The sequence below is a fragment of the Pseudooceanicola sp. genome, assembly GCF_041987405.1.
Taxonomy (GTDB): Bacteria; Pseudomonadota; Alphaproteobacteria; order Rhodobacterales; family Rhodobacteraceae; genus Pseudooceanicola.
This window is the reverse complement of the sequence record NZ_JBHIWR010000002.1, coordinates 325,158-350,385: the sequence shown is the minus strand read 5'-3', so window position 1 is coordinate 350,385 and position 25,228 is coordinate 325,158. Positions and strand designations below refer to the sequence as shown.

Below are 25,228 nucleotides of genomic sequence, written 5' to 3'. Positions count from 1 at the left end.
ATTATGAAGACGTTTGTTTCCGCACTTGCCGCCACCCTGATCACGACGGGGGCCTTTGCCGCAAGCCATGGCATGGCGCCGATGGTTGAAGGTATGGACCAGGATGTGTCCGGCGGCACTGTCACCGCCTCCAAGATCGTTGCGCCGGAGAACGGCTGGCTCGTCGTGCATCGCACGGATGCCGACATGAAGCCCGGGCCCGTCGTGGGCTATGCGCCGATCCGCATGGGCGAAAACAGCGACGTCGCCGCGATCCTGACCGAAGAGGTCAAATCCGGCGACATGCTCATGCTCATGGTTCACTCCGAGGCCGGTGGGATGAAGACCGGTGTCTTCGAATACACCCTGGGCGCCAAGGAAGACGGCCCGATCAAGCCGGATGGCGAGCTGGTGATGAAAACGATCACGGCCAAGTAACAGCGTCGGGCGGTTAACCCCCGTCCCGCTGCAAAGGGTCGTTCAAGGCCCCCATCCTTTCGGCCCTTGGAATGATCGCGGTCTGTGCCGCGGTCATTTTCCTGCCTTGGCTTCCGGTCTGGCCAGACATAGCGTCGGGATGATCACCACGAAGGCCGCCCCATGAAAATCGCCTGCTGGTCCGGGCCGAGAAATATCTCGACCGCGCTGATGTATTCCTTTTCCAACCGTGCCGATTGCGGGGCGGTGGACGAGCCCTTCTATGCCGCCTATCTGGCGGCGACAGGCAAGGACCATCCCATGCGGGCGGAGATTCTGGCCGCGCAACCGCAGGATCCCGAGGCGGTGATTTCCGCGCTATGTGACCCTGTTCCGGCGGAAAACGCCCATGTCTATCAGAAGCATATGGCGCAGCACATGCTGCCCGCGATCCGCCGCGACTGGTGGGATGGCATGGCGCATCTGCTGCTGATCCGGCATCCGGCGCGTGTCGTGGCCTCCTTCACCAAGGGGTTCGCGGAGGCTGGGCTGGAAGATATCGGCGCGGTGCAACTGGCCGGGATCTACGACGACCTGCTGGCCCAGGGGATCACGCCGGTGGTGGTCGAAGGATCGGACGTGCGCGCAGAACCGGAAGGGATGCTGCGCGCGATCTGCGACCGGATCGGGATCGGCTGGGATTCGGCGATGTTGTCCTGGCCCGCGGGGCCGAAACCGGTGGATGGCGTCTGGGCCCCGGTCTGGTACGGGGCGGTGCATGCCTCGACCGGGTTCGCGGGGCCAGAGGGGCCCTTGCCGGAACTGGACGGTCGGCTGGCCGATATGGCGGAGGCCGCGATGCCCTATTACGCGCGGCTGGCGGCGGTGAAGATCAGCCCAGAAGCTGGCTGAGTTTCATCGCCACCGACATATCGCCCGACACCTTGAGCTTGCCCATGGCAAAGGCCGTCATCGGGTTGAGCTTGCCCGCGATCAGCTTGGTCAGGTTGGGTTCGGAGATGCGGATCGTGCAGTCGGCCTCCCGGTCGTCAAGATGCGCGGTGCCGCCCTCGAGCGTGATGGCCCCCTGATCGCCACAGTCGAACTTGATCGAGTTCTCCAGCGGTTTGCGGTCGAGGCCCTTTTGCAGGGTTGCGGCGATTTCGGTCAGGGTCATGGCGCGGCCTTTATTGATTTCCGCTTACGTTAACGTCAGGTCGTGAAGATTTCGCAAGCATGACGCGACGTTGACTGACGCGGGAAACGAGGGGGCGCTGCCCCCTCGCGCTCCCCCGGAGTTTTTTTGGCAAGATGAAGACGAAAAAGCCGCCGGGGTTGGTCCGGCGGCTTGTTCAATTCGCTTGTGCGGCGCTCAGCCCTTGAGGCGGCGGTTCCGTGCGGCCAGCAGTTTCAGCCGCAGCGCATTCAGCTGGATGAAACCGGCGGCGTCTTTCTGGTCGTAGGCGCCGGCGTCTTCCTCGAAGGTCACATGCGCCTCGGAGTAGAGGGAGTGGTCGGACCAGCGCGCGACGGTGCGGGCGGCGCCCTTGTAGAGCTTCAGTCGGACGGTGCCGGAGACATGCTCCTGGCTCTTGTCGATCAGGGCTTGCAGCATCTCGCGCTCGGGGGAGAACCAGAAGCCGTTGTAGATCAGCTCCGCATAGCGGGGCATGATCGAATCTTTCAGGTGGCCCGCGCCGCTGTCGAGGGTGATCTGTTCGATACCGCGGTGCGCCTCCAGCAGGACGGTGCCGCCGGGGGTTTCGTAGATGCCGCGGGATTTCATGCCGACAAACCGGTTTTCCACCAGATCGAGGATGCCGATGCCGTGCTTGCCGCCCAGTTCGTTCAGTTTCGTGAGGATCGTGGCCGGGGACATGGCCTCGCCATTGATGGCGACGGCGTCGCCCTTTTCAAAGGTGATCTCGACGAATTCCGGTTCGTTCGGCGCGTCCTCGGGGCGGGTGATGCGCTGGAGGACGTAATCCGGAGCCTCTTCGGCGGGGTTTTCCAGCACTTTGCCTTCGGAGGAGGTGTGCAGGAGGTTCGCATCGACGGAGAAGGGTGCTTCGCCACGTTTGTCCTTGGCGATCGGGATCTGGTTCTGTTCGGCAAACTCCAGCAGCTTGGTGCGGGAGGTCAGGTCCCATTCGCGCCAGGGGGCGATCACCTTGATCGAGGGGTCGAGGGCATAGGCGCTGAGTTCGAAGCGGACCTGATCGTTACCCTTGCCGGTGGCGCCATGGGCCACGGCATCGGCACCGGTTTCGAAGGCGATCTCGACCAGGCGTTTGGAGATCAGGGGACGTGCGATGGAGGTGCCGAGGAGGTAAAGCCCTTCGTAGAGCGCATTGGCACGGAACATCGGGAAGACGAAATCGCGGACGAATTCTTCGCGGATGTCTTCGATGTAGATGTTTTCCGGCTTGATGCCGAGCAGTTCGGCCTTCTTGCGGGCGGGATCGAGTTCTTCGCCCTGGCCAAGGTCGGCGGTGAAGGTCACGACCTCGCAGCCATATTCGGTTTGCAGCCATTTCAGGATGATCGAGGTGTCGAGGCCCCCGGAATAGGCCAGGACGACTTTCTTCGGCGCGCTCATGCTGATCCCCTTGTTTTGGTCCAGCGGGGCGATAGCGGGTTTTTGCAGGCGGCACAAGGTGGCCGCAGGGGCGCGGGGCGGCGGTATTAGCCGCCCCGCAAGGGGTTACTGGGTGACGACGGTGGGGTCTTCGACCTGTTCCTCGACCGCGACGATCTGTTCGTCGTCAACGGGGGCGTCGTCCTCTGCCTCGTCCTGAAGCGCGGCAGCCTGGGCCGGCTTGTCGCCGATCATGGCCTCAAAGGCCTCCAGGGCTTCGGGCGACAGGTCTGCGACCTCGGGCAAGGTATTTGCGGCCTCCTCTTCCTTCTCGGCGAGGGTGGTTTCGGCCTCGTCCAGTGTCGCTTCCAGGGACTCCAGCTCTGCGGCCTGGGTATCCGCCAGCGCCTCGGCGTCGGCCAGTTCGGCTTCGAGCTCCGCGATCAGACTATCATCGGGGGTCGTTGCTTCTTTGGCCGCTTCAAGCTCCTGAGTGAGATCCGCGATAGCGTTGGTGGTCTCCAGATAGTCTTGCTGGGCGGCCGCCAGGGCGAGATTGGCTTCGGCCACGTCATCCTGCAGGGCGTCGATGGCGGCACTGGCGGCGGCGAAGGCCGCGATCCGGCCGACCTGGCTGTTAGGTGCGGCATTGGCATAGGCGTGATAGTTCGCATGGGCTGCGTTCAGCGCCTTGAGTTCGGAGGCAATGGCGCCGTTTTTCCGGGCGGATGGACGGACCGAAGTCTGAACGATCTGGGATTTCTGCGCCGGTTTGCTGGCGGGACGGGAGGTGGCCTTCTGGGCGGTCTTGGCACCGGCGCCGCGCGATTTGGTCGTCGTCGTCCCGGTCAGGGCGCTGAAGAAGCTGTTGAGGCCTTTGCCGAGACCATTGCCACCACCGTTGCCGCGGCCGCCACCGTGAGAGGCGCCGGATTTTCCGGCGCTGGCAGATTGGCCGCCGTGGCCTTTGCCACCTGCGTTGCCGCCACCATTTCCACCGCCGTTCCCGCCGCCATTTCCGCCACCGTTCCCGCCGCCGTTTCCACCACCGTTGCCTTTGGCAAAAGCCGCGGTGGGGCCAGCCCCGGGCAGTTCTATCGCCATCGGCGACAGCATAAGAGCAGAGGCCGCGACGATGGCGGTGCAGGTTCTAATTCTGGACATTCCAGGTCTCCTTCCAAGCTTTGACCAAAAGGTAACAGGGCAAATATGGCGAAATAAGGGGAAGGCGGGTTGCCAGGTGTGAAGCGGCGGGTCATTGCTGATGCCATGAGCGAGATAGAAGAGTTCCGGGACCGCGCGAGGGCGGCCATGGTGGCGATGCGGTCGGTCTTTCCGGCCACGCCGCTGCTGCGCAATGACCACCTGTCCGACAAGTTCAACGCCGATATCTGGCTGAAGCGCGAAGATCTGTCGCCGGTGCGCAGCTACAAGCTGCGCGGGGCGTTCAATGCGATGCGGCGGGCGCAGGGGGCGACGCTCTTTGTCTGTGCCAGCGCGGGGAACCATGCGCAGGGCATGGCCTATATGTGTCGGCATTTCGGGGTGCTGGGTGTGATCTTCATGCCGGTGACGACGCCGCAGCAGAAGATCGAGAAGACCAAGATCTTTGGCGGCGAGTTCGTCGAGATCCGCCTGATCGGGGACTATTTCGACGACACGCTGGCCGAGGCGCAGGACTTCTGCGCCACCGAAGGCGGGCATTTCCTGGCGCCCTTCGACGATGAGGACGTGATCCTGGGTCAGGCGAGTATCGCGGCGGAGATCGAGGCGGAGATGCCGGGCGGGGCCGATCTGATCGTGCTTCCCGTTGGTGGTGGGGGGTTGTCCGCGGGTATCCGGAGCTATTTCGGGCCTGACCAGAGACTGAAATTCGTTGAACCGGCGGGGGGCATGTCACTGGCCGCCGCGGTGGATGCGGGGGAGCCGGTCACTTTGAACCGGGTCGACAGTTTCGTTGATGGCGCGGCTGTCGCCCGGATCGGCGAGAGGCCCTTTGCGCGGCTCAAGGGGATCGCGGCGGAGGATGTTCTCTCGGCGCCGGAGGACCGGATCTGTGTCACCATGCTGGAGATGCTGAACATCGAGGGGATCGTGCTGGAACCCGCCGGCGCGCTGGCGGTGGATGTTCTGGGGGCCATCCGGGAGGAGATCAGGGGCAAGCGCGTGATCTGCATCACATCCGGCGGGAATTTCGATTTCGAACGCCTGCCGGAGGTGAAGGAGAGGGCGCAGCGATTCTCGGGCGTGAAGAAATACCTGATCCTGCGGTTGCCGCAGCGGCCCGGGGCGTTGAAGGAGTTCCTGAACTTGCTGGGTCCGAATGATGATATTGCACGGTTCGAATACCTGAAGAAATCGGCGCGCAACTTTGGCTCTGTCCTGATCGGGATCGAGGCGCGGGAGGCGGCGGATTTCGATGGGCTGTTCGCCCGGTTGGAAGACAGCGGTTTTGCCTATCGCGACATCACCCAGGATACGATCCTGGCGGAGTTCCTGATCTAGGGTAAGCGATCAGGCGGCGATGCGCTCGCGCACCTCCGAAAGGAACAGCGCGCGGCTTTGCCAGTAGATGCGATGCAGCGTTTCCAGGTCGACCTCGTCGGGTCGGCCGCGGGCGGCCAGCGCCTCCCCCTCGGCACAGCATCGGGCGAAGTCCTCGAACCCGAGGTTGAGGGCGCAGCCCTTGACGAAATGCAGGGCCGCTTCGAGATCCTCGGCCAGGGCGATGGTCTGCAGGGCGGTTTCGACCTCCTGCAGGAAGAGGGTGAGAACCTCGTCAAAACCGTCGGCGCCGACATCGGCCACAAGTTCGGTCACCTTGCCCCAGTCAATCATGTCGCCATACCCGCTGTATCCGGGGGCAACCTAGCGACAGGGGCTTACCAAGTTCTCAATCAGAACGAAAAATTTTATGTTTAACGGGGTATTAGCGGTCCGGCGGCGATAAACGGTGAAACGGTATGCGGCGGTTTCATGATACGGGCTACAGATGTTTCCAGGGCAGGTCCCGGCGCGGCGACCCGGCCCGGGGCCGCGCGCCGGGTGCTGGTCGTCGATGACAGCCGGATGCAGCGACATATTCTGGGGATGACCCTCTCTCGCTGGGGGTATGAGGTGACAGAGGCTGCGACAGGCGACGCCGCGCTGGAGATCTGCCGCCAAACGCCCCCCGACATCGTGATTTCCGACTGGATGATGCCGGGCCTCTCGGGGCCGGAGTTCTGCCGCGCTTTTCGCGATCTGCCGAAGGAGCAATACGGATATTTCATTCTGCTGACCTCCAAGGCCGACAAGATCGACGTGGCCGAGGGGTTACACAGCGGGGCAGATGATTTCCTGACGAAACCGGTGAATTCGGCGGAGCTGCGGGCCCGGCTGACCGCCGGAGAGCGTATTCACGACATGCATCGGGAGCTGACCGAAAAGAACCACCTGATCGCGGAAACCCTGCATGAATTGCAGCAACTGTACGATTCCATCGACAGTGACCTGCTGGAGGCGAAGAAGCTGCAACAGTCTCTGGTGCGCGAGCGTCAGGTGGATTTCGGGCGGGGGCAGGTGTCGCAGATATTGCGGACGGCGGGCCGGGTTGGGGGCGATCTGGTCGGCTATTATCCGGTCGAGCAGGACAGGGTTGTCGTCTATTCGATCGACGTGTCCGGTCACGGGATCAGTTCGGCCCTGATGACCGCGCGGCTGGCGGGGTTTCTGTCTTCCGCCGTGCCGAACCAGAATGTCGGGCTGATCGGGGCGGAGCAGGGGTTCGACGGTCTGCCGCCCGATGCCATCGCCGCCAAGTTGAACACCATCGCCCTGACGGAGATGGCGAGCGCGCATTATTTCACCCTCGCGCTGGCGGATATTGATCTGGCGACGGGCCGGGTCGCGTTGGTTCAGGCCGGGCACCCGCATCCGGTGGTGATCCGCGCCGACGGGCGGGTTGAACTTCTGGGGCAGGGTGGTTTCCCGGTCGGGTTGCTGGAGGAGGCCAGTTTTGACCGGATCGAGGATCGGCTGGCGCCGGGGGATCGTCTGCTGCTGCTGTCGGACGGGGTGACCGAATGCACCGATGCGGCGGGCGAGATGCTGGGCGACGATGGGCTGATCCGGCTGATCGGCAGCTTGCGGGGCATTCGCGGGATGGGGATGCTGGAATCGCTGGTCTGGACCCTGGCGCAGGACCGGGGGGAGGCATGGTTCGAAGACGATGTCTCGGCCATCCTCTTCGACTACTTGGGGCCGGGGGCTAGCGGATGAGCCGGGCCAGCAGATCGGCGCTGCCCGGATCGGCCAGAAGGGAGGGGGCCAGATCGACAGGCGTCCAGATGGCCATATGTCCGGGTTCGGTCGGCGGACCTATGGGGCGGACGGGCCAGGCGACATATATGGTGCAGATCTTTTCGGCCCATTTGTCGTATTCCGGCATGAAGGTATAGCGTTTGAACACCCCGACGCGGCGCGGCGCCGCGATATGCCAGCCGGTTTCCTCGAACACCTCGCGGTGCAGGGCACGCAGGGGGGATTCGCCGGGATCAATGCCGCCGCCGGGCAGTTGGAACTCCGGCACCGGTTCCTCCTGATGGGTCAGCAGCAGGGTGCCGCCGCGGGGCAGGATCGCATAGACCCCGGGGCGCGCCTCGTAGTTTCGGCCTGGTTCGGGGGCGTCTCCGTAACGGCGCATAGCGGGGTTCCCTTGTAACCGGGACTTCTTGCCCCTAGGTGGTCCGCAAGATATGCCAAGGGCGCGCGCGGAAGGAAACCCCATGACAATTGGTGCGAAACTGGCCTGGGACGACACTGTACTGCCGTTCCAGCTTGATGTGTCTGATGTGCGTGGCCGGGTGGCCCGGCTGGACGGGGTGTTGGGCAACATCCTGAAACAGCACGCCTACCCGCCGCAGGTCGAGGCGCTGGTGGCCGAGATGGCCCTGCTGACCGCCCTGATCGGGCAGACGATCAAGCTGCGCTGGAAGCTGTCGCTGCAGGTCCAGTCGGATGGGCCGGTGCGGATGATTGCCACGGATTACTACGGCCCGACCGAGGAAGGGGAGCCCGCGCGCATTCGCGCCTACGCCTCCTTCGACAAGGACCGGCTGAGCGACGGACCCGCCTTTGACCAGATTGGCAAGGGGTATTTCGCCGTGCTGATCGACCAGGGGAAGGGGATGCAACCCTATCAGGGGATCGCGCCGCTGGCCGGGGGGTCCATCCGGGCCGCCGCGGAGGGGTATTTTGCGCAGTCGGAACAGCTTCCGACGCGGTTTTCGCTGACCTTCGGCAAGTCGACGGAGGCAGGCGGCGTCGAACATTGGCGCGCCGGCGGGGTCATGATCCAGGTCATGCCGAAGGCCAGCCCGCATGCCTCCGGTGAAGGCGGCACGGGCGAGGGCGGGCTGCTCGTCGCCTCCGATCTGGTCGAGGGGGACGAGGAAGAAGCCTGGAACCGGGTGAACTTCCACCTCGATACGGTGGACGAGCTGGAGCTTATCGGCCCCTCGGTGACCCCGACCGACCTGCTGATCCGGCTGTTTCACGAGGAACAGCCGCGGGTCTTTGATGCGCAGCCGGTGCGCTTTGGTTGCTCCTGCTCCGAGGACAAGGTGCGGCAGTCGCTGTCGATCTATTCCGCCAAGGACATCCAGAAGATGACCACGGATGAGGGCACAGTCACTGCCGATTGCCAGTTCTGCGGCGCGCATTACGTGCTGGACCCGAAGAGCGTCGGATTCGAGGCCGAAGATCGCGATGAAGGCTGAGCCGGAGAGTTACGAGCGTATCCGCGCCGCGCTGGCGCTGCCGGGCGAAGCCTCGTCGGATTTCGATCTGAACGGCGATCAATCGTCGAACCCGCCGGGCAAACTGCGCCCGGCCGGTGTCCTTGTTCCGCTGATCGAGCGGCAGGGGGAGATCTGGGTCGTCCTGACCAAACGGACCTCTCACCTGAAACACCACCCGGGGCAGATCGCTTTCCCGGGTGGCAAGCAGGAAGAGACGGATGCCGATGTGACCGAGGCCGCGCTGCGCGAGGCGGAGGAAGAGATCGGCCTGCCGATGTCGCAGGTCGATGTCCTGGGCTATCTGCCCCGGCATGAGACGGTCAGCGTCTTTTCCGTCACCCCGGTTATTGCCCGTATCAGAGACGATTTTGTGCGGGTGCCGGAGCCGGGAGAGGTGGAAGAGGTGTTCGAGGTGCCGCTGGCACATCTGCTGGACGCTTCGAACTACAGCGTTCAGGGGCGGCGGTGGCTGGGCAGCAAGCGCTATTACTTCACCGTGCCCTGGGGGCCATATTACATCTGGGGCGCGACGGCGCGGATCTGCCGGGTCCTGGCGGACAGGCTGGGCTGATGCGGATCGCGGGCGCCTGGCTGGATCATCCGGGGACGCGGGCGGTGTGCCAGATGTTGCAGGATGGGGGCCACAGGGCGCTGTTTGTCGGCGGTTGCGTGCGTGATGCGCTGCTGGACCGGCCGGTCGGGGATATCGACATTGCCACGGATGCGCGGCCGGAGCGGGTGATGGACCTGGCCAAGGCCGCGAGGATCAAGGCGGTGCCGACGGGGATCGACCACGGTACGATAACGCTGGTCGCCGGGGGTCTGGGGCATGAGGTCACGACCTTTCGCCGCGACATCGAGACGGACGGGCGGCATGCCACCGTGCATTTCTCCGACGATGTGGCGGATGACGCGGCGCGGCGGGATTTCACGATGAATGCGCTCTACGCCACGCCGGAGGGGGAGGTCGTCGATCCATTGGGCGGTCTGCCCGACCTGCGGGCGCGGCGGCTGCGGTTTGTCGGGGATCCGGCGGAACGCATTGCCGAGGATTACCTGCGCATCCTGCGGTTCTTCCGGTTTCATGCCTGGTATGGCGACCCCGATCAGGGGATGGATGCGGAGGCCCTGGCGGCGATCGCCGAAGGGGCGGAGGGGATGGCCCGCCTGTCGCGCGAACGGATCGGGCATGAGATGCGCAAGCTGCTCGCCGCCCCCGATCCCGCGCCCGCCGTGGCCGTGATGCGGCAGACTGGCGTGCTAGCCCAGGTGCTGCCCGGTGCCGATGACAGGGCTCTGGCCCCACTGGTGCATCTGGAGGGGGACATCGCGCCGGATGCCATCAGAAGATTGGCCGTTTTGGGCGGTTTAGAGCCTGTTTCCGCCCTTCGACTGTCGCGGGACGAAGGGCGGCGGCTGGAGCTGTTGCGCGACGGGATCGGCGCGATGGCGAGTGCCGGGGAACTGGCGTACCGGCACGGTTTTGATTTGGCGCGCGACGTCCTTTTGCTGCGCAGCGCGGTGCTGCAACAGCCCCTCGTACCGGGGGATCTGAGCGCGGCGCAGGCCGGGGCCGATGCGGTCTTTCCAGTCACCGCCGCAGATCTGATGCCGGAGGTCGAGGGCGCCGCACTGGGCCGGAAACTGGCGGCGCTGGAGGCGCGCTGGATCGCCTCGGGCTTCGATCTGGACAAGGACACCCTTTTGTCCTGCGGGGATGGTTGAACCGCGCCATTTCGCGCTAGGTTCTGCCAAAGGATAATTTCATGCCTGTCGACACCACACGTTTCATCGACCCGTTCCAACGGGCCAAGGGTCCGCCGCCTCTGACGCTGCTGGCCTATATCGGCTGGCTGCTGCGCGGCGCCTGGCCGGTCGTTCTGATCGCGGTTGTCCTGTCTGCCATCGCCGGAACGGTGGAGGTCGGATCGGCCTGGGTTCTGGGCGCGGTGATCGACAGCGCGACCGAGGCGGGGCCGGAGGCAGCCTTCACCGGTGAGAGCCTGACCATGGTGCTGATCGCCGTGGTCTTTTTCCTGCTGGCGCGACCTGTGCTCATGGGTCTGTCCTCGGCCGCGAATACGCTGGTCATCATGCCCAATGTCTTCAGCCTCAGCCTGACGCGGCTGCATCGCTGGACCCTGGGGCAGAGCGTGACCTATTTCGACAATGATTTCGCCGGGCGCATCGCGCAGAAGCAGATGCAAAGCGCTTCGGCGATGACCGAGATCACGATGGAGACGATCAATTCGGTCATCTTCGGCCTGGCCTCGCTGATCGGGGCGGCGGTGCTGATCTTTACCATCGACCCGTGGCTGGTGGCGATGTTCGGGATCTGGCTGGGCGGTTATGCCGTGCTGATCCGCTATTTCCTGCCGCGCATTCGAGCCCGGTCCAAGGCGCGGGCGGCGGCGCGGGCGATGGTTTCGGGTCAGGTGGTGGATACGATCACCAATATCAAGACGGTCAAGCTCTTTGCCCATGCGGAACATGAGGATCGCGTCGCGCTGCGGGCGATCGACCAGTTTCGCGCGCGAGCGCTGGATTTCGCCAAGGTCTCCGTCGCGTTTCGGGTCTGCCTGATGACCCTGGCCGGGGTGCTGCCGGTGCTGTTGGTGGGCGGATCGCTGTGGCTGTGGTCCGCGGGGGGCACGACGATCGGGTCGGTTGTCGCGGCGGGCACGGTGGCGATCCGGCTGGCGCAGATGACCGGCTGGATCAGTTTCACGCTGATGGGCATTTCCGCCAAGATCGGCGAGCTGGAAGACGGGATGCGCACGCTGGCGCGGCCGCATCGGCTGGATGATGACCCGGAGGCCGTGGATCTGACCGTCACGCAGGGGCAAGTCATCTTTGACGGGCTGAGCTTTGCCTATGGGAGGCAGATCGGCGGTGTTCAGGACATCAATCTGACGATCCATCCGGGCGAAAAGCTGGGCATTGTCGGGGCGTCGGGGGCGGGAAAATCCACCCTCGTGGCGCTGCTGATGCGCCTTTATGACCCGGAACAGGGTCGCATTCTGATCGACGGGCAGGATATCTCTGGCGTCACCCAAGACAGTCTGCGGCGGCAGATCGGCATGGTCACGCAGGAAACCGCAATGTTCAATCGGTCGGCGTTGGAGAACATCCGCTACGGCAGTCCGGAGGCTACGGAGGCGGAGGTCGAGGCCGCGGCGGCGAAGGCGGAGGCGGATGATTTCATTCGTCTGCTGGCCGATCACATGGGGCATGAGGGATATGAGGCGCGCCTGGGCGAGCGGGGGGTGAAGCTCTCCGGCGGGCAGAGGCAGCGGATTGCCCTGGCCCGCGCGATCCTGAAGGATGCGCCGATCCTGGTGCTGGACGAGGCTACTTCGGCGCTGGATTCGGAGGTCGAAGCGTCGATCCAGGGGGCGCTGGAGCGGGTGATGGAGGGCAAGACGGTGCTGGCCATCGCGCACCGCCTGTCGACCATCGCGCATATGGATCGGATCGCCGTGCTGGACGATGGTCGTGTGGTCGAGATCGGCACGCATGACGAGCTGCTGGCGCGTGGCGGGCTTTATGCGCGCTACTGGAACCGTCAGTCGGGCGGGTTCATCGGGGCGCAGGATGCCGCCGAATAGGGCTTGGCCCCGGCGCGCGCGGCGCGCTATCGGAACGGTATGAGCGAATTCAGGATCGAAAGACTGGGCCATCATGGGGACGGGATCGCGCCCGGGCCCCTTTATGCGCCGATGACCCTGCCGGGCGAGGTTGTCGAAGGCTTGGTGGAGGGCGACCGGCTGACCGATCTGCGGATCCTCACCCCGTCCTCGGACCGCGTGAGCGCGCCCTGTCGGCATTTCAAAAGCTGCGGTGGCTGTCGGGTGCAGCATGCCTCGGATGATTTCGTCGCCGAATGGAAGGCCGGGATCGTGCGGGAGGCGCTGCGCGCGCAGGGGCTGGATGCGGATATCGCCGGAATAGAGACCTCTCAGCCCCGGTCGCGCCGTCGTGCGGGACTGTCGGCGCGACGCACCAAAAAGGGCGCGCTGGCCGGGTTTCATGGCCGCGCCTCGGGGACCATTGTCGAGGTGCCGGAGTGTCAGCTGCTGCATCCCGATCTGATGGCGGCGCTGCCGGTGGCGGCGGAGCTGGCGCAGGTTGGCGGGTCGCGGAAGGGCGAGCTTGCGGTGTTGGCGACGCTGTCGGAATCGGGCCTCGATATCGCCGTCAGTCGCGGCAAGCTCGCGGATCGGGCGTTGGAGACGGACCTTGCCCAGGCGGCGGAAGCGCTGGATCTGGCGCGACTGGCCTGGGACGGGGAGGTGATCGCCATGCGCCGCCCGCCCTATCAGCAGTTCGGCCCGGCGCGGGTTGTGCCGCCGCCGGGCGCCTTCCTGCAGGCCACGCGGGAGGGTGAGGCGGCACTGTTGTCGGCGGTGGAGGAGATCACGGGCGGCGCGGGACGGATCGTCGATCTCTTTGCAGGGTCGGGGACGTTTTCCCTGCCGCTTGCCCTGCGGGCGGAAATCCTGGCGGTCGAGGGCGACAAGGCGATGATCGCCGCGCTCGACCGTGGGTGGCGCGAGGCACAGGGGGTCAAACAGGTCACCGCCATAGCACGGGATCTGTTTCGCAACCCCCTGCTGCCGGATGAGCTGCGGGGTTTCGACGCCGCGGTCATAGACCCGCCGCGCGCCGGGGCGCAGGCACAGATCGCGGAACTGGCACGGTCCGGGGTACCGGTGATCGCCCATGTTTCCTGCAACCCGGTGAGCTTTGCCCGCGATGCGGCACAGCTGGTCGCGGCGGGTTATGTCATGTCGCCGGTCACGGTGGTGGATCAGTTCCGCTGGTCGCCGCATGTGGAACTGGTGGCCGGGTTCCGGCGCGGCTGACCCGTCTCACATGATCGTGAGCCCTTGGTCCGCTCTTCTCCGACCGGGGGGTTTCGGGGTATAAGGGCAAAAAACTCCGAGGCGAAAATCGATGCGTGTTCTCTCTCTGATCCTTGCGGTGGTGATGGCCTTTGCGCTGTCGGGCTGCGCGTCCAAGTTCAAGGTCTACAACGGGCCCGAAGTGACGCAGGTGCTGGTCTACAAGTCGGACCGCAAGATGTACCTGATGCATGGCAACCAGGTGCTGGAAAGCTACAACATCGACCTGGGCTTCGCGCCGGTCGGGCACAAGCAGTTCCAGGGCGATGGCAAGACGCCGGAGGGGACCTACCGGATCGACCGCCGCAATCCGAACAGCGAGTTTCACCTATCCGTCGGGATCAACTATCCCAATACCACCGATGTCGCCTTTGCCACGTCACAGGGCAAGAACCCCGGCGGAGACATCTTCTTCCACGGGCAACCGAACCGGTTCAAGAAAGCCTCGCGGCGCGATTGGACGGCGGGTTGCATCGCGGTGAAGAACGCCGAGATGGAAGATATCTATGCCATGGTGAAGGACGGGACGATCGTCACGATTTATCCCTGACCTTCGTTTCGGTGGCGGTCAGAGGCCGGGCTGCGGCATCGGCACGCCACCGCCCATGATCATCGTCCACCAGAGCTTGCCATTGTTTTCCTGATGCCAGGCAAAGCCCATGTGCTGTGCGCGGCGGTCGAGAATCACACGGCGGGTGTCGTCCTGATCCATCCAGGCTGCGAGTGTCTCGATCTCCGTTTCATAGGTTTCGGAGATATTTTCGCCCAACATAGCGCCGGAATAGCCGACGCGACGCACCCGGTCGATCGGGTTGGAGCCGTCGGACCCGAAGTGCCATGGGCGGTTCTGACGCGCCATATCCTGCGCATGGGTGGCGGCGGCGGCGGTCAGGCGGTTGTCCAGTTCCACCGGCGGAGCGCCTGCGGCAGCGCGCAGGCTGTTCACGGCGTCCAGCACCTCATAAGGTATTTTCTGCTTTGCGTTCAGAGGGATACGGTAAAGCTTGGGCAGAGGTTTCCCATCGGCCCCCAGGCGGTTCGGCTGTGACGTCGGGGCCTCTACACAGGCTGCAGTCAGGGTGATCAGCGCCGTGGCGATCATCAGGGGTAGCCGCATGGATCTCTGTCCCATTGATTGTCCTCTTTCGCTCTGTCCTATCCAAAGCTGCGGTCTTGATCAAACCCGCAAACGTTTTGGGGGCAGGTCGCGTGGCTTTGATTTGTCTCTGTCGTATTGACGCCATATCATGTGCCGATGCGAGCCCCATTCCAGTAAACGATCCGTTAGGTCAGACATGAGCAGCCGAACCCCCTCCCGCCGCGCCTTTCTTACCGGCACCGCCGCCGTCCTCGCGACGCCTGCCCTCGGGCAGAGCACGGACAGCAACTACGCCTCCCCCTTCCAGAATTCGACCGAGGTGGAGCGCGACCCAAACGAGGTCGTGCGCCACAATATCTCCAGCTTCCGGTCGCTGGACTGGCGGCCCTATTTCTCGAACACGAACAACGGGGCGATTCTTGTCGATATCGACAGCCGGGCCCTGCATTTCTGGTCTTCGGACCAGTCGACCTACAAGCTCTACCCCACCTCCGTTCCAGTGTCCGAAGAACTGACGCGGCGCGGGCGGACCAGTGTGGTGCAGAAAGTGGTCAAGCCGACCTGGCGGCCGACGCCGAACATGCGCAAGCGCAATCCGGAATGGCCCGCCGTGGTCGAAGGGGGGGCGCCGGACAACCCGCTGGGGCCTCTCGCGCTCTACCTCGGATGGACCTATTACCGCATCCACGGCACCCACGACACGCGCAAGATCGGGCGCCGCTCGTCGAACGGATGCATCGGTCTGTACAATGAACACATCACCGAACTCTTCGATCTGACCAATGTCGGGACACAGGTGTTGCTTATTTGACGACATTGCGGCGTCGCAGCAAGCCGGGGGATGAACAAGCATTTGCAATCGCCCGGAATTGCTGATTAGAACGTAGTACGAGGTAAGTCTTGGGTGCTGGATAGGTGTGTGTGCCTGCCAGCTAATATCTGGAGGATACTATGAAGAAACTCGTTCTCGCCGCCGCTCTGGCAGCTGCAGCTTCGACCGCAACCGCAGGTTCCTACTCGGAGCCGGTTATCGAAGCACCGGTCATCGTCGAAGAGACCACCTCTTCGTCCGCTGGCATCCTGATCCCGCTGCTGCTGCTGGCCGTTGTTGCCGCTGCTGCTGCATCCTAAGATCAGCTGAAGCAATTCAGGGAAAAGGCGGTGCCTCGGCGCCGCCTTTTTCGTTGTCCGGGGTCTGGCCCTTGAGGGCGGGCGGACCGGTCAGTCCAGCCAGCCCCTCAGGTTTTCGCCAATCTGGCCAACCAGTGCGGCGATATGCGCGTCGTCGTCATTGAGGCAGGGAATATAGGTGAAACTCTCACCGCCCGCCTCTTCGAAGCTTTCCTTGATCTCTTCGTTGATCTCTTCGAGCGTCTCGATGCAGTCGGCGCTGAAGGCCGGGGCGATGACCGCAATCTTCTTGTTACCCTTCTCGGCCTGGCGGGCGACCTCTTCGACCGTGTAGGGCTGCAGCCATTCCTCGGGACCGAATTTCGACTGGAAGGTCGTCATGATCCGGTCATCCGACCAGCCCAGCCGTTCCTTCAGCAGGCGTGTCGTTTTCTGACATTGGCAGTGATAGGGATCGCCCTCGGTCAGGTAGCGGAACGGCAGGCCGTGGTAGGAACAGATCAGCAGATCGGGCGTCTCCGGGGCCGCCGCGTAAGCCCGTTCCACCGATTCGGCGAGGGCGTCGATATAGGCGGGATCGTCGAAATAGGGCGGCAGGGTGCGTGAGGCCGGCTGCCATTTTTCGTCCATCAGCGCGCGGAAGAACTGATCGTTGGCGGTGGCTGTCGTGGCCCCGGCGTATTGCGGATAAAGCGGACAGAACAGGATCTTCGTGCAGCCGGCCGCGACCATCTTCTTCACCACCGAGGGGGTGGAGGGATTGCCGTAGCGCATGCAGAAATCGACCATCACCTGATCGCCATAGCGATCCTCCAGCGCGGTGGTCATCTTGGCCACCTGCCGTTTCGTGATGGTCATCAGGGGCGATTCATCCGCCTCCTCGTTCCAGATCGACCGGTAGGCCGCGCCGGACTTGAAGGGCCGGGATGTCAGGACGATGGCCTGAAGGATCGGCTGCCACTTCCACTTGGGATAGTCGATCACGCGCTTGTCTGACAGGAACTCGTTCAGATAGCGGCGCATGGGCCAATAGCTGGTGTCATCGGGGGTGCCGAGATTGGCAATCAGCACACCGACCTTTTCCCTGGGCAGGCGGGGGTGGTCGGCGGGGGCATAGGCCGGGCGATCTGTCATATTCTGTCCCTCACATCTGTTGAGACGGACCTAGCGACTTCGACGCTTGGGTCAATCCTTCAGCGGCACTTCGCGCGCATTCAGCGCATCGGCCAGGCGTTGCGCGGCAGACCCGGGGCGCAGCGGCTTGGGCTGGCTGTCGTCGGGGGCCCATCCGGTCAGGGTGATCAGGTCGAAGGTCGCGGGGATGCGGCCATCGTCACCGGCATAGGCCTGGGCGTAAATTTCGGCGGCGCGGGTCAGGACCGCTCGACGGGTCGGCTGGCGCAGGCGGGCGTGCAGGGCGTTCGCCTCGCCCATCTCACGCAGCTCCCGCATCAGGTGCAGGGGGCTAGTGTAACTGACGGTGAAGGGATGGCCGTCGGCCACCGGCAGGGCCAGGCCCGCCCGCTGCAGGATCGCGCCAAGGTCACGGATTTCCGCCATCGGGGCGACGCGGGGGGAAAGGCCGCCGGTGACCTCCACCTCCGCCTGGCCAAGGGCTGCGCGCAACTCGGTCAGGGTCTGTCCGCCCGGCAGGATCGCAAGAAACAGCCCGTCGGGCCGAAGCGCCCGGGTGCATTGGATGATCTGGCCCACGGGATCATCGGCCCAGTGCAGCGCCATGGCATGGATCACCAGATCATGGGCGCCTTCGGCAAGGTCAAGGATGTCGTCATCCGCGACGATTTTCGTCTCTGTTCCAGCGATGTTCGCCCATTTCCCCGGGTGACCTGTGACCACCGCCGGGGCGGTAAAGGTCCTGTTAACCATGGCGAGGCGATCCTGAATGTCCTCGATGGCCATGTCGTGCAGGAACAATGCGGCGTCCCGGGCCCTTGCGCGGTTGCGGGCAAGGGCCGTGCGGTCGGTCAGGCGGGGGGGCTGCGATCCGGTCATGGGGGATAGATATGCGGGCCGTACAGATACTGCAAACGGGGGGTTTGGCGGCGCTGCGGCTGATCTATCCGCCGACCTGTCTGACCTGCGATGCCCTTGTCGCGGAGGAGCAGGGGCTGTGCGGGACCTGCTGGCGCGACACGCCCTTTGTCGGGGCACCGGCCTGCCATGGCTGCGGGGCGCCACTGATGGCGGATCATGCCGTCGCGGAGGAGCTATGTGATGATTGTCTGGTAATCGAACGGCCCTGGGTCGCGGGGCGCACGGCGCTGATCTATCGCGGGACCGGGCGCAAGCTGGTGCTGGGGCTGAAACATGGGGACCGACTGGATATTGCCCGGCCCGCCGCGCGCTGGATGGCCCAAGCCGGGCGGGAGCTGGTGCGCCCGGGGATGGTGGTGACCGCCGTGCCGCTGCATTGGCGGCGGCGCATCAAACGCCGCTACAACCAGTCGGTCCTGCTGGGGCGCGGCGTGGCGCGGGGGCTGGGGCTAACGTTCTGCCCCGATCTCCTGCTGCGTCGGGTGGCGACGCCTGTGCTGGACGGCAAGGGTCGGGAGGCCCGGTTTGCGGTGATGAGTGACGCGCTGACGATCAACCCGCGCCGGGCCGCGATGGCGCAGGGCCGGCCGGTGTTGCTGATCGACGATGTGATGACCTCCGGCGCGACGCTTTCGGCGGCGACAGAGGCCGTTCTGCGGGCCGGTGCGGCAGAGGTTTCGGTTCTGACACTGGCGCGGGCGGTCAAAGCGCCCTAGGTTCCCGGGAAACAAACCGGAGTCCCTCATGCAACCCGTGGTTATCTACACAACCCCCATTTGCGGCTTTTGCCACGCGGCCAAGCGGCTGCTGGATGGCAAGGGCGTCGCCTATGAAGAGATCGACGTAATGCGCAGCGCCGAGAAGAAACAGGAAATGATGGAGAAGTCCGGCCGCCGCACCGTGCCTCAGATCTGGGTGGGCGCGACCCACGTCGGTGGCTGCGACGAGCTTTATGAGCTGGAGCGTGCGGGCAAGCTCGACCCGATGCTGGCGGGCTGATGAAAGTCGCGCTGCTACAGATCACCTCCTCCGATCAGCCGGAGGACAACCTGGACATGGTGCGCGGGATGATCCGCGATGCGGTGGCGCAGGGGGCGGAGTTCGTGCTGACGCCCGAGGTCACGAACTGCGTCTCGACCAGCCGCTCGCATCAGAACGCCGTGCTTGAACGCGAGGCGGGGAACGGTTTCCTCGCCGGAATGGTCGAGGAAGCGCGGGCGCAGGGCGTCTGGCTGCTGCTCGGTTCCATCGGGGTGAAGACCGGGGATGCGGACGGGCGATTTGCCAACCGGTCCTTCCTGATTTCGCCCGAGGGGGAGATTGCGGGCTGGTACGACAAGATCCACATGTTCGACGTGGAGGTCACACCGGAGGAGACCTATCGCGAAAGTGATGGTTATCGCCCCGGCGAGCGGGCCGTGGTGGCGGATGCGGGCTTTGCGAAGATCGGGATGACGATCTGCTATGACCTGCGGTTTCCCAAGCTCTACCGCACGCTGGCCCATGCCGGTGCGACCATCCTGACGGTTCCCGCGGCGTTTTCGCCGGTGACCGGTGCCGCCCATTGGGAACCGATCCTGCGGTCCCGCGCGATCGAGACCGGCTGTTTCGTCATAGCGCCCGCGCAATGCGGCACCCATGCGGCGGTGAAGGGCAAGGCGCGCAGCACCCATGGGCATTCGCTGGTCGTGGCGCCCTGGGGCGAGGTGCTGCTGGATGCGGGGACGGAGCCGGGGGTCTATCTTGTCGATATCGACCTCGGCGCGGTGGAGGAGGCGCGACGCCGTGTCCCCTCGCTCAGCCATGACCGGGAGTTCACGCTGGACGTATGACTGACCCGACCAACGCCCTTGCCATTGCGCTCTTCAGCGAAATTCTCACGGCCGATCAACTGGTTCGCAACCGTCTGTCCAGGGTGATGCCCAAGGGGATGGAGATTTCGCATTTCTCCGTGCTCAACCATCTGGCGCATGTGGCGGAGGAGCGGACCCCGGCGCAGCTGGCGCAGGCGTTCCACGTGACGCGCGGGGCGATGACCAACACGCTGTCGCGGCTGGAATGGGCGGGATATGTGCATATCCGCCCGGACTGGGACGATGCGCGGCGCAAGCTGGTGGGGATCTCCAAGGCCGGTCGTCTGGCCCGGGACACGACGCTGGAAGCGATTTCCCCGATGGTGGAGGAGCTGATCGGCGATCTCGGCCCGGACAAGGTGCGCGCCGTGCTGCCGATCCTGCGTGAATTGCGCGGCAAGCTGGAGTAGGTCTTACCTGACGGCCTGAATGGCGATCGCGCCCAGATAGATCAGGATCAGCGTCAGGGAATCGACCCCCATCCTTGCGGGTCCATGCCGTTCCCGCACGATCAGCCCGGCGAGCAGGGCGGTCGTCATCATAATGCCGGTCGCGATCCAGAAGTAATCCTCGCCGGTGGCGGCGTGGTAGAGGCTGCCGTCCCGATAGGCCGCGTCGGACAGCGTCAGGAAGAGCGTGTCGAACATGTTGCCGCCGATGATGCCGCCGACGGCCAGCTGGAGCGCCCCGCGACGCACGGCGGCGAGGGTTGTCACCAGTTCCGGCAGGGAGGTCGCCACCGCCGTCATCAGCGCCCCGACCAGCGAAGCGGACAGGCCGATCTGGTCGATCAGGGCCGAGCCGCTTTGCGCGATGAGCCAGCCGGCGAACCCCATAACCGCCATGAGGGCGGCAAATTCCGCCCCGATCCGCAGGGTGGACTGGCGCTTTGTCTCCTGCTCTTCCTCCTCCGGCGTGTCGGCGCGGGTGTCGGAGGTTTCGACCGGGCGCCACATCGGCGTTTGTCGTACCTGCCGCGACACCGCCATGCCGCCGAGATAGACAAGCGGGATGGCATAAGACACCGGATGCATGGCCCAGAGCGTCACCTCCGGCGCCGTCAGCGCAACGAGGGGCAGCGAGAGCAGGGCGATCAGGAGGACGCCCTGGATCAGGTTCGTCGCCTCCGCCGCCGCATGTTCAAGGTTGGCGCGGCGGAAACTCATGTCCGCGATGGCCAGGAAGGCGGTCTGCGCCGCGATGCCGCCGATGGAGTTCGAAAAGGCGAGGGAGGCCCGGCCGTCCAGCGCCGCCGTGACCGACACGACCGTGCCCGATAGGGAGGTGGCCGCACCCAGGATCAACGCCCCGACCAATGCCTCGCCCAGGCCGGTACGGTCGGCCAGCGTGTCGGCCCGGCCGGTCATCATCACGCCGCAGATGGCGATGACTGTCGCACAGCCGAGGAAAAGCGCCAGGACAGCGGGAACGGAGAGCGCCGCGATCATCCCCGGTCGCCGCCCTGCCGTGGCCGGGAGGTCCGCGCAGGTTTAGGCGGGGCGCAGCGCGGCAGTGACATAGTTCACCGAAAGATCCCGGTCGGACAGGCGCCATTGCCAGGAGACCGGGTTGAAGACAAAACCCTTGCGATCCACCGGGTCCAGCCCGGCATGACGCATCAGATCGAACAGCTCATCTGGGGTGATGAACTTTTTCCAGTCATGGGTGCCGCGCGGCAGCCAGCGCATGATGACCTCCGCCCCGACGATGGCCATGGCAAAGCTCTTGGGATTGCGGTTGATGGTGGAGCAAATGTGCAGCCCGCCGGGTTTCAGCAGATCGTAGCAGGCGGTGAGATAGGAGAGCGGATCGGCCACATGTTCCACCACCTCCATGTTGAGCACGACATCGAACCGTTCACCCGCGGCCGCCAGATCCTCGGCCGTGGTGTGGCGATAGTCGATCTCCAGCCCGGATTGTTCGGCATGGATGCGGGCGACGGGGATATTCCCCGCAGCGGCATCGGCACCGATCACCGTTGCGCCAAGCCGCGCCATGGGTTCGCACAGCAGCCCGCCGCCGCACCCGATGTCCAGCAGGCGCAGCCCTTCGAAGGGGCGATCCGTCTTGAGGTCACGCCCGAACTCCGCCGCGATCTGGCTGGTGATGTAATCCAGCCGACAGGGGTTGAGCATATGCAGCGGCTTGAACTTGCCGTCCGGGTTCCACCAATCGGCGGCCATGGCTTCGAACTTGGCCACCTCGGCGGGGTCGATCGTGCCCTGGGCGGTTGATTGCATTTCCGGCTCCCTGAGGTCATGCTGCGTTTCGTTCTATATAGGGCAGGTAATGGACAAGTCCTCGGGCCAAAAGAGCGCAGTGTCGTATCTCTATCCGCCGATCGACCCTTTCGATCAGCGGATGATGGACGTGGGCGATGGCCATACGATCTATCTCGAACAATGCGGCAACCCTGATGGGGTGCCTGTGGTGGTTCTGCATGGCGGGCCCGGTGGCGGCTGCAGCCCGGCGATGCGGCGCTATTTCGACCCCAACCATTATCGCGTGATCCTCTTCGATCAGCGCGGCTGTGGCCGGTCGCGGCCCCATGCCAGTGTCACTGACAACACCACCTGGCACCTTGTCGCGGACATTGAAAAGATCCGGGCGGAGCTGGGGATCGACAGCTGGATCGTCTTTGGCGGAAGCTGGGGCGCGACCCTGTCGCTGATCTATGCCCAGACCCATCCAGAACATGTGCGCAACATCATCCTGCGCGGCGTCTTCCTGATGACCCGGTCGGAACTGGACTGGTTCTACCAGGGCGGGGCGGGGCGGTTCTGGCCCGAGGCCTGGGCCCGGTTCCAGGACCCGATCCCGGAGGAGGAGCGGGGCGACATGATCGCCGCCTATCACCGGCGGCTTTTCTCCGGCAATCTGCGGGAGGAAGTGAAATATGCCCGCGTCTGGTCGGCCTGGGAAAACGCTTTGGCGACGATCGGCTCCTCCGGCCACGGGGGCGAGGCGCCGGGGGATTACGCACGGGCCTTCGCGCGGCTGGAGAATCACTATTTCACCCACAACGGCTGGCTGGATGCGGATCACCAGATCCTCGACCGGCTGGATCGGATCGCCCATATCCCGGGCGTGATCGTGCAGGGCCGCTACGACATGATCTGTCCGCCGCACATGGCCCATGAGCTGGCCTCGCGCTGGCCCAGGGCCGAGTTGCATATCGTTCGCGATGCGGGACACGCCCTGTCGGAGCCGGGGATTTCTGCCGAACTGGTCCGGGCGATGAACCGGATCGCCGCGGGCAGCTTCGACCAATGACCATGGGTGCGGCGGATGTGCCCGTGCCCTACATGCAGCGCACGCGCGACTGGTATCTCGCCCTGGGTTTCGACAACCCCTATGTCTGGGCGCATCATGTGGACGTGCCCTTCGCCCGGCTGAAAAAGCCCGTATCAGAGACGAAACTGGCCCTGATCACCACCGCGGCGCCCTATCAGGCCGACAAGGGCGATCAGGGGCCGGGCGCGCCCTACAACGCGGCAGCGAAATTCTATTCGGTCTATTCCGGGGATGTGCGGACGGATCACGATCTGCGGATTTCCCATGTGGCAATCGATCGGGATCACACCACGATGGAGGATCCTGCCAGCTGGTTTCCCCTGTCTGCCCTGCGCGCGGTCGAAGGACGGCTGTTCGGCGCGCTGACTCCCCGGTTCCACGGGCTGCCCACCAACCGCTCGATCCGCCACACGATGGAGGTCGACGCGCCCGAGATCCTGCGCCGGTGTCAGGAGGACGGGGCGGAGGCCGCGCTGCTGGTGCCGAATTGTCCGGTCTGCCATCAGTCGGTCACGTTGATCGCCCGGCATCTGGAGGCCAATGGCATTCCCACGGTGATTATGGGCTGCGCCAAGGACATCGTGGAACATGTGGGCGCGCCGCGGTTCCTGTTTTCCGACTTCCCGCTCGGGAATTCCGCCGGAAAACCGCATGATCCGCAGTCCCAGGCCGAAACGCTGTCGCTGGCCCTGCGGGTTCTGGAGGGTGCGCCGGGTGGCCGGACAACCGTGCAGTCACCGCAGCGATGGTCGGACGATCCTTCGTGGAAACGCGACTACTCCAACCCCGCCACCCGCTCTGCCGACGAAATGGCCGCGCATCGCGCCAAGGCCCATGCGGATCGCGAGGTGGCGCGGAACATCCGAAACGCGACCTGACCTTCTTCTGGTTCCAAATGCTTTGGGGGAGCCGCTGACAGCGGCGGGGCAAAGCCCCTTTCAGACCGGCTTCTGTTTCAGCTTCTTCCACAGCCCATGGGCACGGCCGATCAGCTCTCCGTCCGCCATGACCTCGCCCTCCATGAACACCAGGCTGCGGGTTTCCCGGATTACCCGGGGGCGGATTTCGACAAAACGCCCGATCCGCGCGGCGTCGAGGAAATCGTAGTTGAAAGTCACCGTCGCCACCGGGTTGCCGCCGTGCCGCGCCCGGGCGACACGGCCGAGGCCACGGTCCGCCAGGGTCATCAGCATGCCGCCCTGGACGACACCGTTGAGGTTGCGGTGATGTTCGCCCGCGCGAAACCCGATCCACTGCGGATCCTCGCCGTTCTCGCGGTAGAAGATCGGGCCGACGTGGTGGATGAACCCCTCGTCCTCGACCGGGTGCCAGGAATTGTCGGGGGGAAGCAGGGGGTTGTCAGGGGTCACAGGTCGGTCCTTTCGCGTCGGGCGCTGATAGCATGCGTGCGCGGCAAGGGGGAGGGGTCAGAATGCGCTTGCGATTCGCCCCGGGCGGGCCTATATGCCCCTCAACAGCGGCGTGTTGAGGCTCTGGCCGAAACGCTCCACCGGATGCATCAACGGGCCGCGCGCCCGTTTTTTTGTGCCCGGAGATCCCGTCCGCATGGACCTTATCGCCAAAACCGCCATCGACCGCCGCCTGGCAGAGATCGTCGAACCCGTCATCACCGACATGGGGTTCGAACTGGTCCGCCTGCGGCTGATGGGTGGTCAGACCAAGACGTTGCAGATCATGGCCGAACGCCCCGGTGGCGGGATCGAGGTCGATGAATGTGCCGAGATTTCGACGGCCGTCAGCGCCGTGCTGGATGTCGAGGATCCGGTGTCGGATGCCTATACGCTGGAAGTGTCCTCGCCCGGGATCGACCGGCCGTTGACCCGGCTGAAGGATTTCGATGCCTATGAAGGCTACGAGGCCAAGGTGGAAACCTCGGAACTGATCGACGGGCGCAAACGCTTCAAGGGCGTTCTTGCGGGGGTCGAGGGGGACGAGGTGCTGATCAATATCAGCGAAGGCACCGTTGGGCTGCATTTCGACTGGCTGGCAGATGCCAAGCTGGTTCTCACCGACGAGCTTATCAAAGAGATGCTCAAGGCGCGGAAGGCCGAAGGCAATCTGGATGAAAGCCAGTTTGACGATATCGAGACAGAGACAGGTTCCGAGGAGGACTGAGA

30 protein-coding genes are annotated in these 25,228 nt (G+C 64.6%); 19 read left to right on the top strand and 11 right to left on the bottom strand.

Annotation, left to right across the window (positions count from 1 at the left end; all coding sequences use genetic code 11):
- Positions 1-3: 3 nt before the first annotated feature.
- Together ACFC2Y_RS06460 and ACFC2Y_RS06455 are read left to right on the top strand one after the other, a co-directional pair.
- Positions 4-417: a hypothetical protein gene (locus tag ACFC2Y_RS06460; protein ID WP_375174069.1), complete on the top strand. Its 414-nt coding sequence runs from the start codon at positions 4-6 to the stop codon at positions 415-417.
- 162 nt (positions 418-579) lie between these two features.
- Complete coding sequence (locus tag ACFC2Y_RS06455) at positions 580-1,308, top strand: HAD family hydrolase (RefSeq protein ID WP_375174070.1); 729 nt, start codon at positions 580-582, stop codon at positions 1,306-1,308.
- Here the strand turns inward: ACFC2Y_RS06455 and ACFC2Y_RS06450 are convergent.
- From ACFC2Y_RS06450 to ACFC2Y_RS06440, 3 genes are all read right to left on the bottom strand, one after another.
- Positions 1,289-1,573, bottom strand: coding sequence for an SCP2 sterol-binding domain-containing protein (locus tag ACFC2Y_RS06450; protein ID WP_375174071.1), 285 nt, complete (start codon positions 1,571-1,573; stop codon positions 1,289-1,291). The two genes, ACFC2Y_RS06455 and ACFC2Y_RS06450, sit on opposite strands and share 20 nt — an antisense overlap.
- A 195-nt stretch (positions 1,574-1,768) precedes the next feature.
- Complete coding sequence (locus tag ACFC2Y_RS06445) at positions 1,769-2,995, bottom strand: argininosuccinate synthase (protein WP_375174072.1); 1,227 nt, start codon at positions 2,993-2,995, stop codon at positions 1,769-1,771.
- A gap of 105 nt (positions 2,996-3,100) precedes the next feature.
- The gene (locus ACFC2Y_RS06440) at positions 3,101-4,138 is read right to left on the bottom strand and encodes a hypothetical protein (protein ID WP_375174073.1); all 1,038 of its coding nucleotides are present in this window, start codon (positions 4,136-4,138) and stop codon (positions 3,101-3,103) included.
- Positions 4,139-4,243: 105 nt separating this feature from the next.
- Between ACFC2Y_RS06440 and ilvA the strand changes: the two genes are divergently transcribed.
- Positions 4,244-5,479: a threonine ammonia-lyase IlvA gene (ilvA, locus tag ACFC2Y_RS06435; RefSeq protein ID WP_375174074.1), complete on the top strand. Its 1,236-nt coding sequence runs from the start codon at positions 4,244-4,246 to the stop codon at positions 5,477-5,479.
- A 9-nt stretch (positions 5,480-5,488) separates the two neighbouring features.
- Here the strand turns inward: ilvA and ACFC2Y_RS06430 are convergent, their stop codons facing one another.
- Positions 5,489-5,812 (bottom strand): Hpt domain-containing protein, encoded by a 324-nt coding sequence (locus ACFC2Y_RS06430; RefSeq protein ID WP_375174075.1) that lies wholly within the window; start codon positions 5,810-5,812, stop codon positions 5,489-5,491.
- A gap of 138 nt (positions 5,813-5,950) precedes the next feature.
- Here ACFC2Y_RS06430 and ACFC2Y_RS06425 point away from each other — a divergent pair, with 138 nt between their 5' ends.
- The gene (locus ACFC2Y_RS06425; protein WP_375174076.1) at positions 5,951-7,234 is read left to right on the top strand and encodes a PP2C family protein-serine/threonine phosphatase; all 1,284 of its coding nucleotides are present in this window, start codon (positions 5,951-5,953) and stop codon (positions 7,232-7,234) included.
- On the opposite strand, the gene ACFC2Y_RS06420 is transcribed toward ACFC2Y_RS06425, so the two are convergent.
- Positions 7,224-7,658: an NUDIX domain-containing protein gene (locus tag ACFC2Y_RS06420; RefSeq protein ID WP_375174077.1), complete on the bottom strand. Its 435-nt coding sequence runs from the start codon at positions 7,656-7,658 to the stop codon at positions 7,224-7,226. The two genes, ACFC2Y_RS06425 and ACFC2Y_RS06420, sit on opposite strands and share 11 nt — an antisense overlap.
- A gap of 82 nt (positions 7,659-7,740) precedes the next feature.
- Between ACFC2Y_RS06420 and ACFC2Y_RS06415 the strand changes: the two genes are divergently transcribed.
- From ACFC2Y_RS06415 to ACFC2Y_RS06390, 6 genes are all read left to right on the top strand, one after another.
- On the top strand, positions 7,741-8,733 hold the full coding sequence (locus ACFC2Y_RS06415) for an Hsp33 family molecular chaperone HslO (RefSeq protein ID WP_375174078.1): 993 nt from the start codon (positions 7,741-7,743) through the stop codon (positions 8,731-8,733).
- On the top strand, positions 8,723-9,325 hold the full coding sequence (locus ACFC2Y_RS06410; RefSeq protein WP_375174079.1) for a CoA pyrophosphatase: 603 nt from the start codon (positions 8,723-8,725) through the stop codon (positions 9,323-9,325). Before ACFC2Y_RS06415 ends, ACFC2Y_RS06410 begins: the two co-directional genes overlap by 11 nt.
- Complete coding sequence (locus tag ACFC2Y_RS06405; protein WP_375174080.1) at positions 9,325-10,479, top strand: CCA tRNA nucleotidyltransferase; 1,155 nt, start codon at positions 9,325-9,327, stop codon at positions 10,477-10,479. Before ACFC2Y_RS06410 ends, ACFC2Y_RS06405 begins: the two co-directional genes overlap by 1 nt.
- A gap of 41 nt (positions 10,480-10,520) precedes the next feature.
- Positions 10,521-12,362, top strand: a complete 1,842-nt coding sequence (locus ACFC2Y_RS06400; RefSeq protein WP_375174081.1) for an ABC transporter ATP-binding protein — start codon at positions 10,521-10,523, stop codon at positions 12,360-12,362.
- Between the two features lie 39 nt (positions 12,363-12,401).
- Positions 12,402-13,619 (top strand): class I SAM-dependent RNA methyltransferase, encoded by a 1,218-nt coding sequence (locus ACFC2Y_RS06395; RefSeq protein WP_375174082.1) that lies wholly within the window; start codon positions 12,402-12,404, stop codon positions 13,617-13,619.
- A 91-nt stretch (positions 13,620-13,710) separates the two neighbouring features.
- On the top strand, positions 13,711-14,208 hold the full coding sequence (locus ACFC2Y_RS06390) for a murein L,D-transpeptidase family protein (protein ID WP_375174083.1): 498 nt from the start codon (positions 13,711-13,713) through the stop codon (positions 14,206-14,208).
- Positions 14,209-14,226: 18 nt separating this feature from the next.
- On the opposite strand, the gene ACFC2Y_RS06385 is transcribed toward ACFC2Y_RS06390, so the two are convergent.
- Complete coding sequence (locus tag ACFC2Y_RS06385) at positions 14,227-14,775, bottom strand: CAP domain-containing protein (RefSeq protein ID WP_375174084.1); 549 nt, start codon at positions 14,773-14,775, stop codon at positions 14,227-14,229.
- 178 nt (positions 14,776-14,953) lie between these two features.
- Between ACFC2Y_RS06385 and ACFC2Y_RS06380 the strand changes: the two genes are divergently transcribed.
- Positions 14,954-15,568: a L,D-transpeptidase gene (locus ACFC2Y_RS06380; protein WP_375174085.1), complete on the top strand. Its 615-nt coding sequence runs from the start codon at positions 14,954-14,956 to the stop codon at positions 15,566-15,568.
- Between the two features lie 140 nt (positions 15,569-15,708).
- Positions 15,709-15,888, top strand: a complete 180-nt coding sequence (locus ACFC2Y_RS06375; protein WP_375174086.1) for a hypothetical protein — start codon at positions 15,709-15,711, stop codon at positions 15,886-15,888.
- Positions 15,889-15,978: 90 nt separating this feature from the next.
- On the opposite strand, the gene hemH is transcribed toward ACFC2Y_RS06375, so the two are convergent.
- Positions 15,979-17,022, bottom strand: a complete 1,044-nt coding sequence (hemH, locus tag ACFC2Y_RS06370; protein ID WP_375174087.1) for a ferrochelatase — start codon at positions 17,020-17,022, stop codon at positions 15,979-15,981.
- 51 nt (positions 17,023-17,073) lie between these two features.
- Positions 17,074-17,901, bottom strand: a complete 828-nt coding sequence (locus ACFC2Y_RS06365; RefSeq protein ID WP_375174088.1) for a methyltransferase domain-containing protein — start codon at positions 17,899-17,901, stop codon at positions 17,074-17,076.
- A gap of 11 nt (positions 17,902-17,912) precedes the next feature.
- Between ACFC2Y_RS06365 and ACFC2Y_RS06360 the strand changes: the two genes are divergently transcribed.
- From ACFC2Y_RS06360 to ACFC2Y_RS06345, 4 genes are read left to right on the top strand one after another with little or no spacing between them, the layout of a single operon-like run.
- Positions 17,913-18,659, top strand: coding sequence for a ComF family protein (locus tag ACFC2Y_RS06360; RefSeq protein WP_375174089.1), 747 nt, complete (start codon positions 17,913-17,915; stop codon positions 18,657-18,659).
- Positions 18,660-18,687: 28 nt separating this feature from the next.
- Complete coding sequence (gene grxC / locus ACFC2Y_RS06355) at positions 18,688-18,942, top strand: glutaredoxin 3 (RefSeq protein WP_375174090.1); 255 nt, start codon at positions 18,688-18,690, stop codon at positions 18,940-18,942.
- Positions 18,942-19,775, top strand: a complete 834-nt coding sequence (locus ACFC2Y_RS06350; RefSeq protein ID WP_375174091.1) for a carbon-nitrogen hydrolase family protein — start codon at positions 18,942-18,944, stop codon at positions 19,773-19,775. Before grxC ends, ACFC2Y_RS06350 begins: the two co-directional genes overlap by 1 nt.
- Positions 19,772-20,206 carry a MarR family winged helix-turn-helix transcriptional regulator gene (locus ACFC2Y_RS06345; RefSeq protein WP_375174092.1) on the top strand — a complete coding sequence of 145 codons (435 nt, stop codon included), beginning with the start codon at positions 19,772-19,774 and terminating at the stop codon, positions 20,204-20,206. Before ACFC2Y_RS06350 ends, ACFC2Y_RS06345 begins: the two co-directional genes overlap by 4 nt.
- 3 nt (positions 20,207-20,209) lie before the next feature.
- On the opposite strand, the gene ACFC2Y_RS06340 is transcribed toward ACFC2Y_RS06345, so the two are convergent.
- Together ACFC2Y_RS06340 and ubiG are read right to left on the bottom strand one after the other, a co-directional pair.
- Complete coding sequence (locus tag ACFC2Y_RS06340; protein WP_375174093.1) at positions 20,210-21,244, bottom strand: sodium:calcium antiporter; 1,035 nt, start codon at positions 21,242-21,244, stop codon at positions 20,210-20,212.
- A 42-nt stretch (positions 21,245-21,286) separates the two neighbouring features.
- Complete coding sequence (ubiG, locus tag ACFC2Y_RS06335) at positions 21,287-22,036, bottom strand: bifunctional 2-polyprenyl-6-hydroxyphenol methylase/3-demethylubiquinol 3-O-methyltransferase UbiG (RefSeq protein WP_375174094.1); 750 nt, start codon at positions 22,034-22,036, stop codon at positions 21,287-21,289.
- Between the two features lie 49 nt (positions 22,037-22,085).
- On the opposite strand from ubiG, the gene pip reads away from it, so the two are divergent.
- Positions 22,086-23,069 carry a prolyl aminopeptidase gene (gene pip / locus ACFC2Y_RS06330; protein ID WP_375174095.1) on the top strand — a complete coding sequence of 328 codons (984 nt, stop codon included), beginning with the start codon at positions 22,086-22,088 and terminating at the stop codon, positions 23,067-23,069.
- On the top strand, positions 23,066-23,968 hold the full coding sequence (locus ACFC2Y_RS06325; protein ID WP_375174096.1) for a glycine reductase: 903 nt from the start codon (positions 23,066-23,068) through the stop codon (positions 23,966-23,968). The genes pip and ACFC2Y_RS06325 overlap by 4 nt, the downstream gene beginning before the upstream one ends.
- A 60-nt stretch (positions 23,969-24,028) precedes the next feature.
- Here the strand turns inward: ACFC2Y_RS06325 and ACFC2Y_RS06320 are convergent, their stop codons facing one another.
- Positions 24,029-24,460, bottom strand: coding sequence for a PaaI family thioesterase (locus tag ACFC2Y_RS06320; RefSeq protein WP_375174097.1), 432 nt, complete (start codon positions 24,458-24,460; stop codon positions 24,029-24,031).
- 196 nt (positions 24,461-24,656) lie between these two features.
- Between ACFC2Y_RS06320 and rimP the strand changes: the two genes are divergently transcribed.
- On the top strand, positions 24,657-25,226 hold the full coding sequence (gene rimP, locus ACFC2Y_RS06315; RefSeq protein WP_375174098.1) for a ribosome maturation factor RimP: 570 nt from the start codon (positions 24,657-24,659) through the stop codon (positions 25,224-25,226).
- The last annotated feature ends 2 nt before the right edge of the window (positions 25,227-25,228 follow it).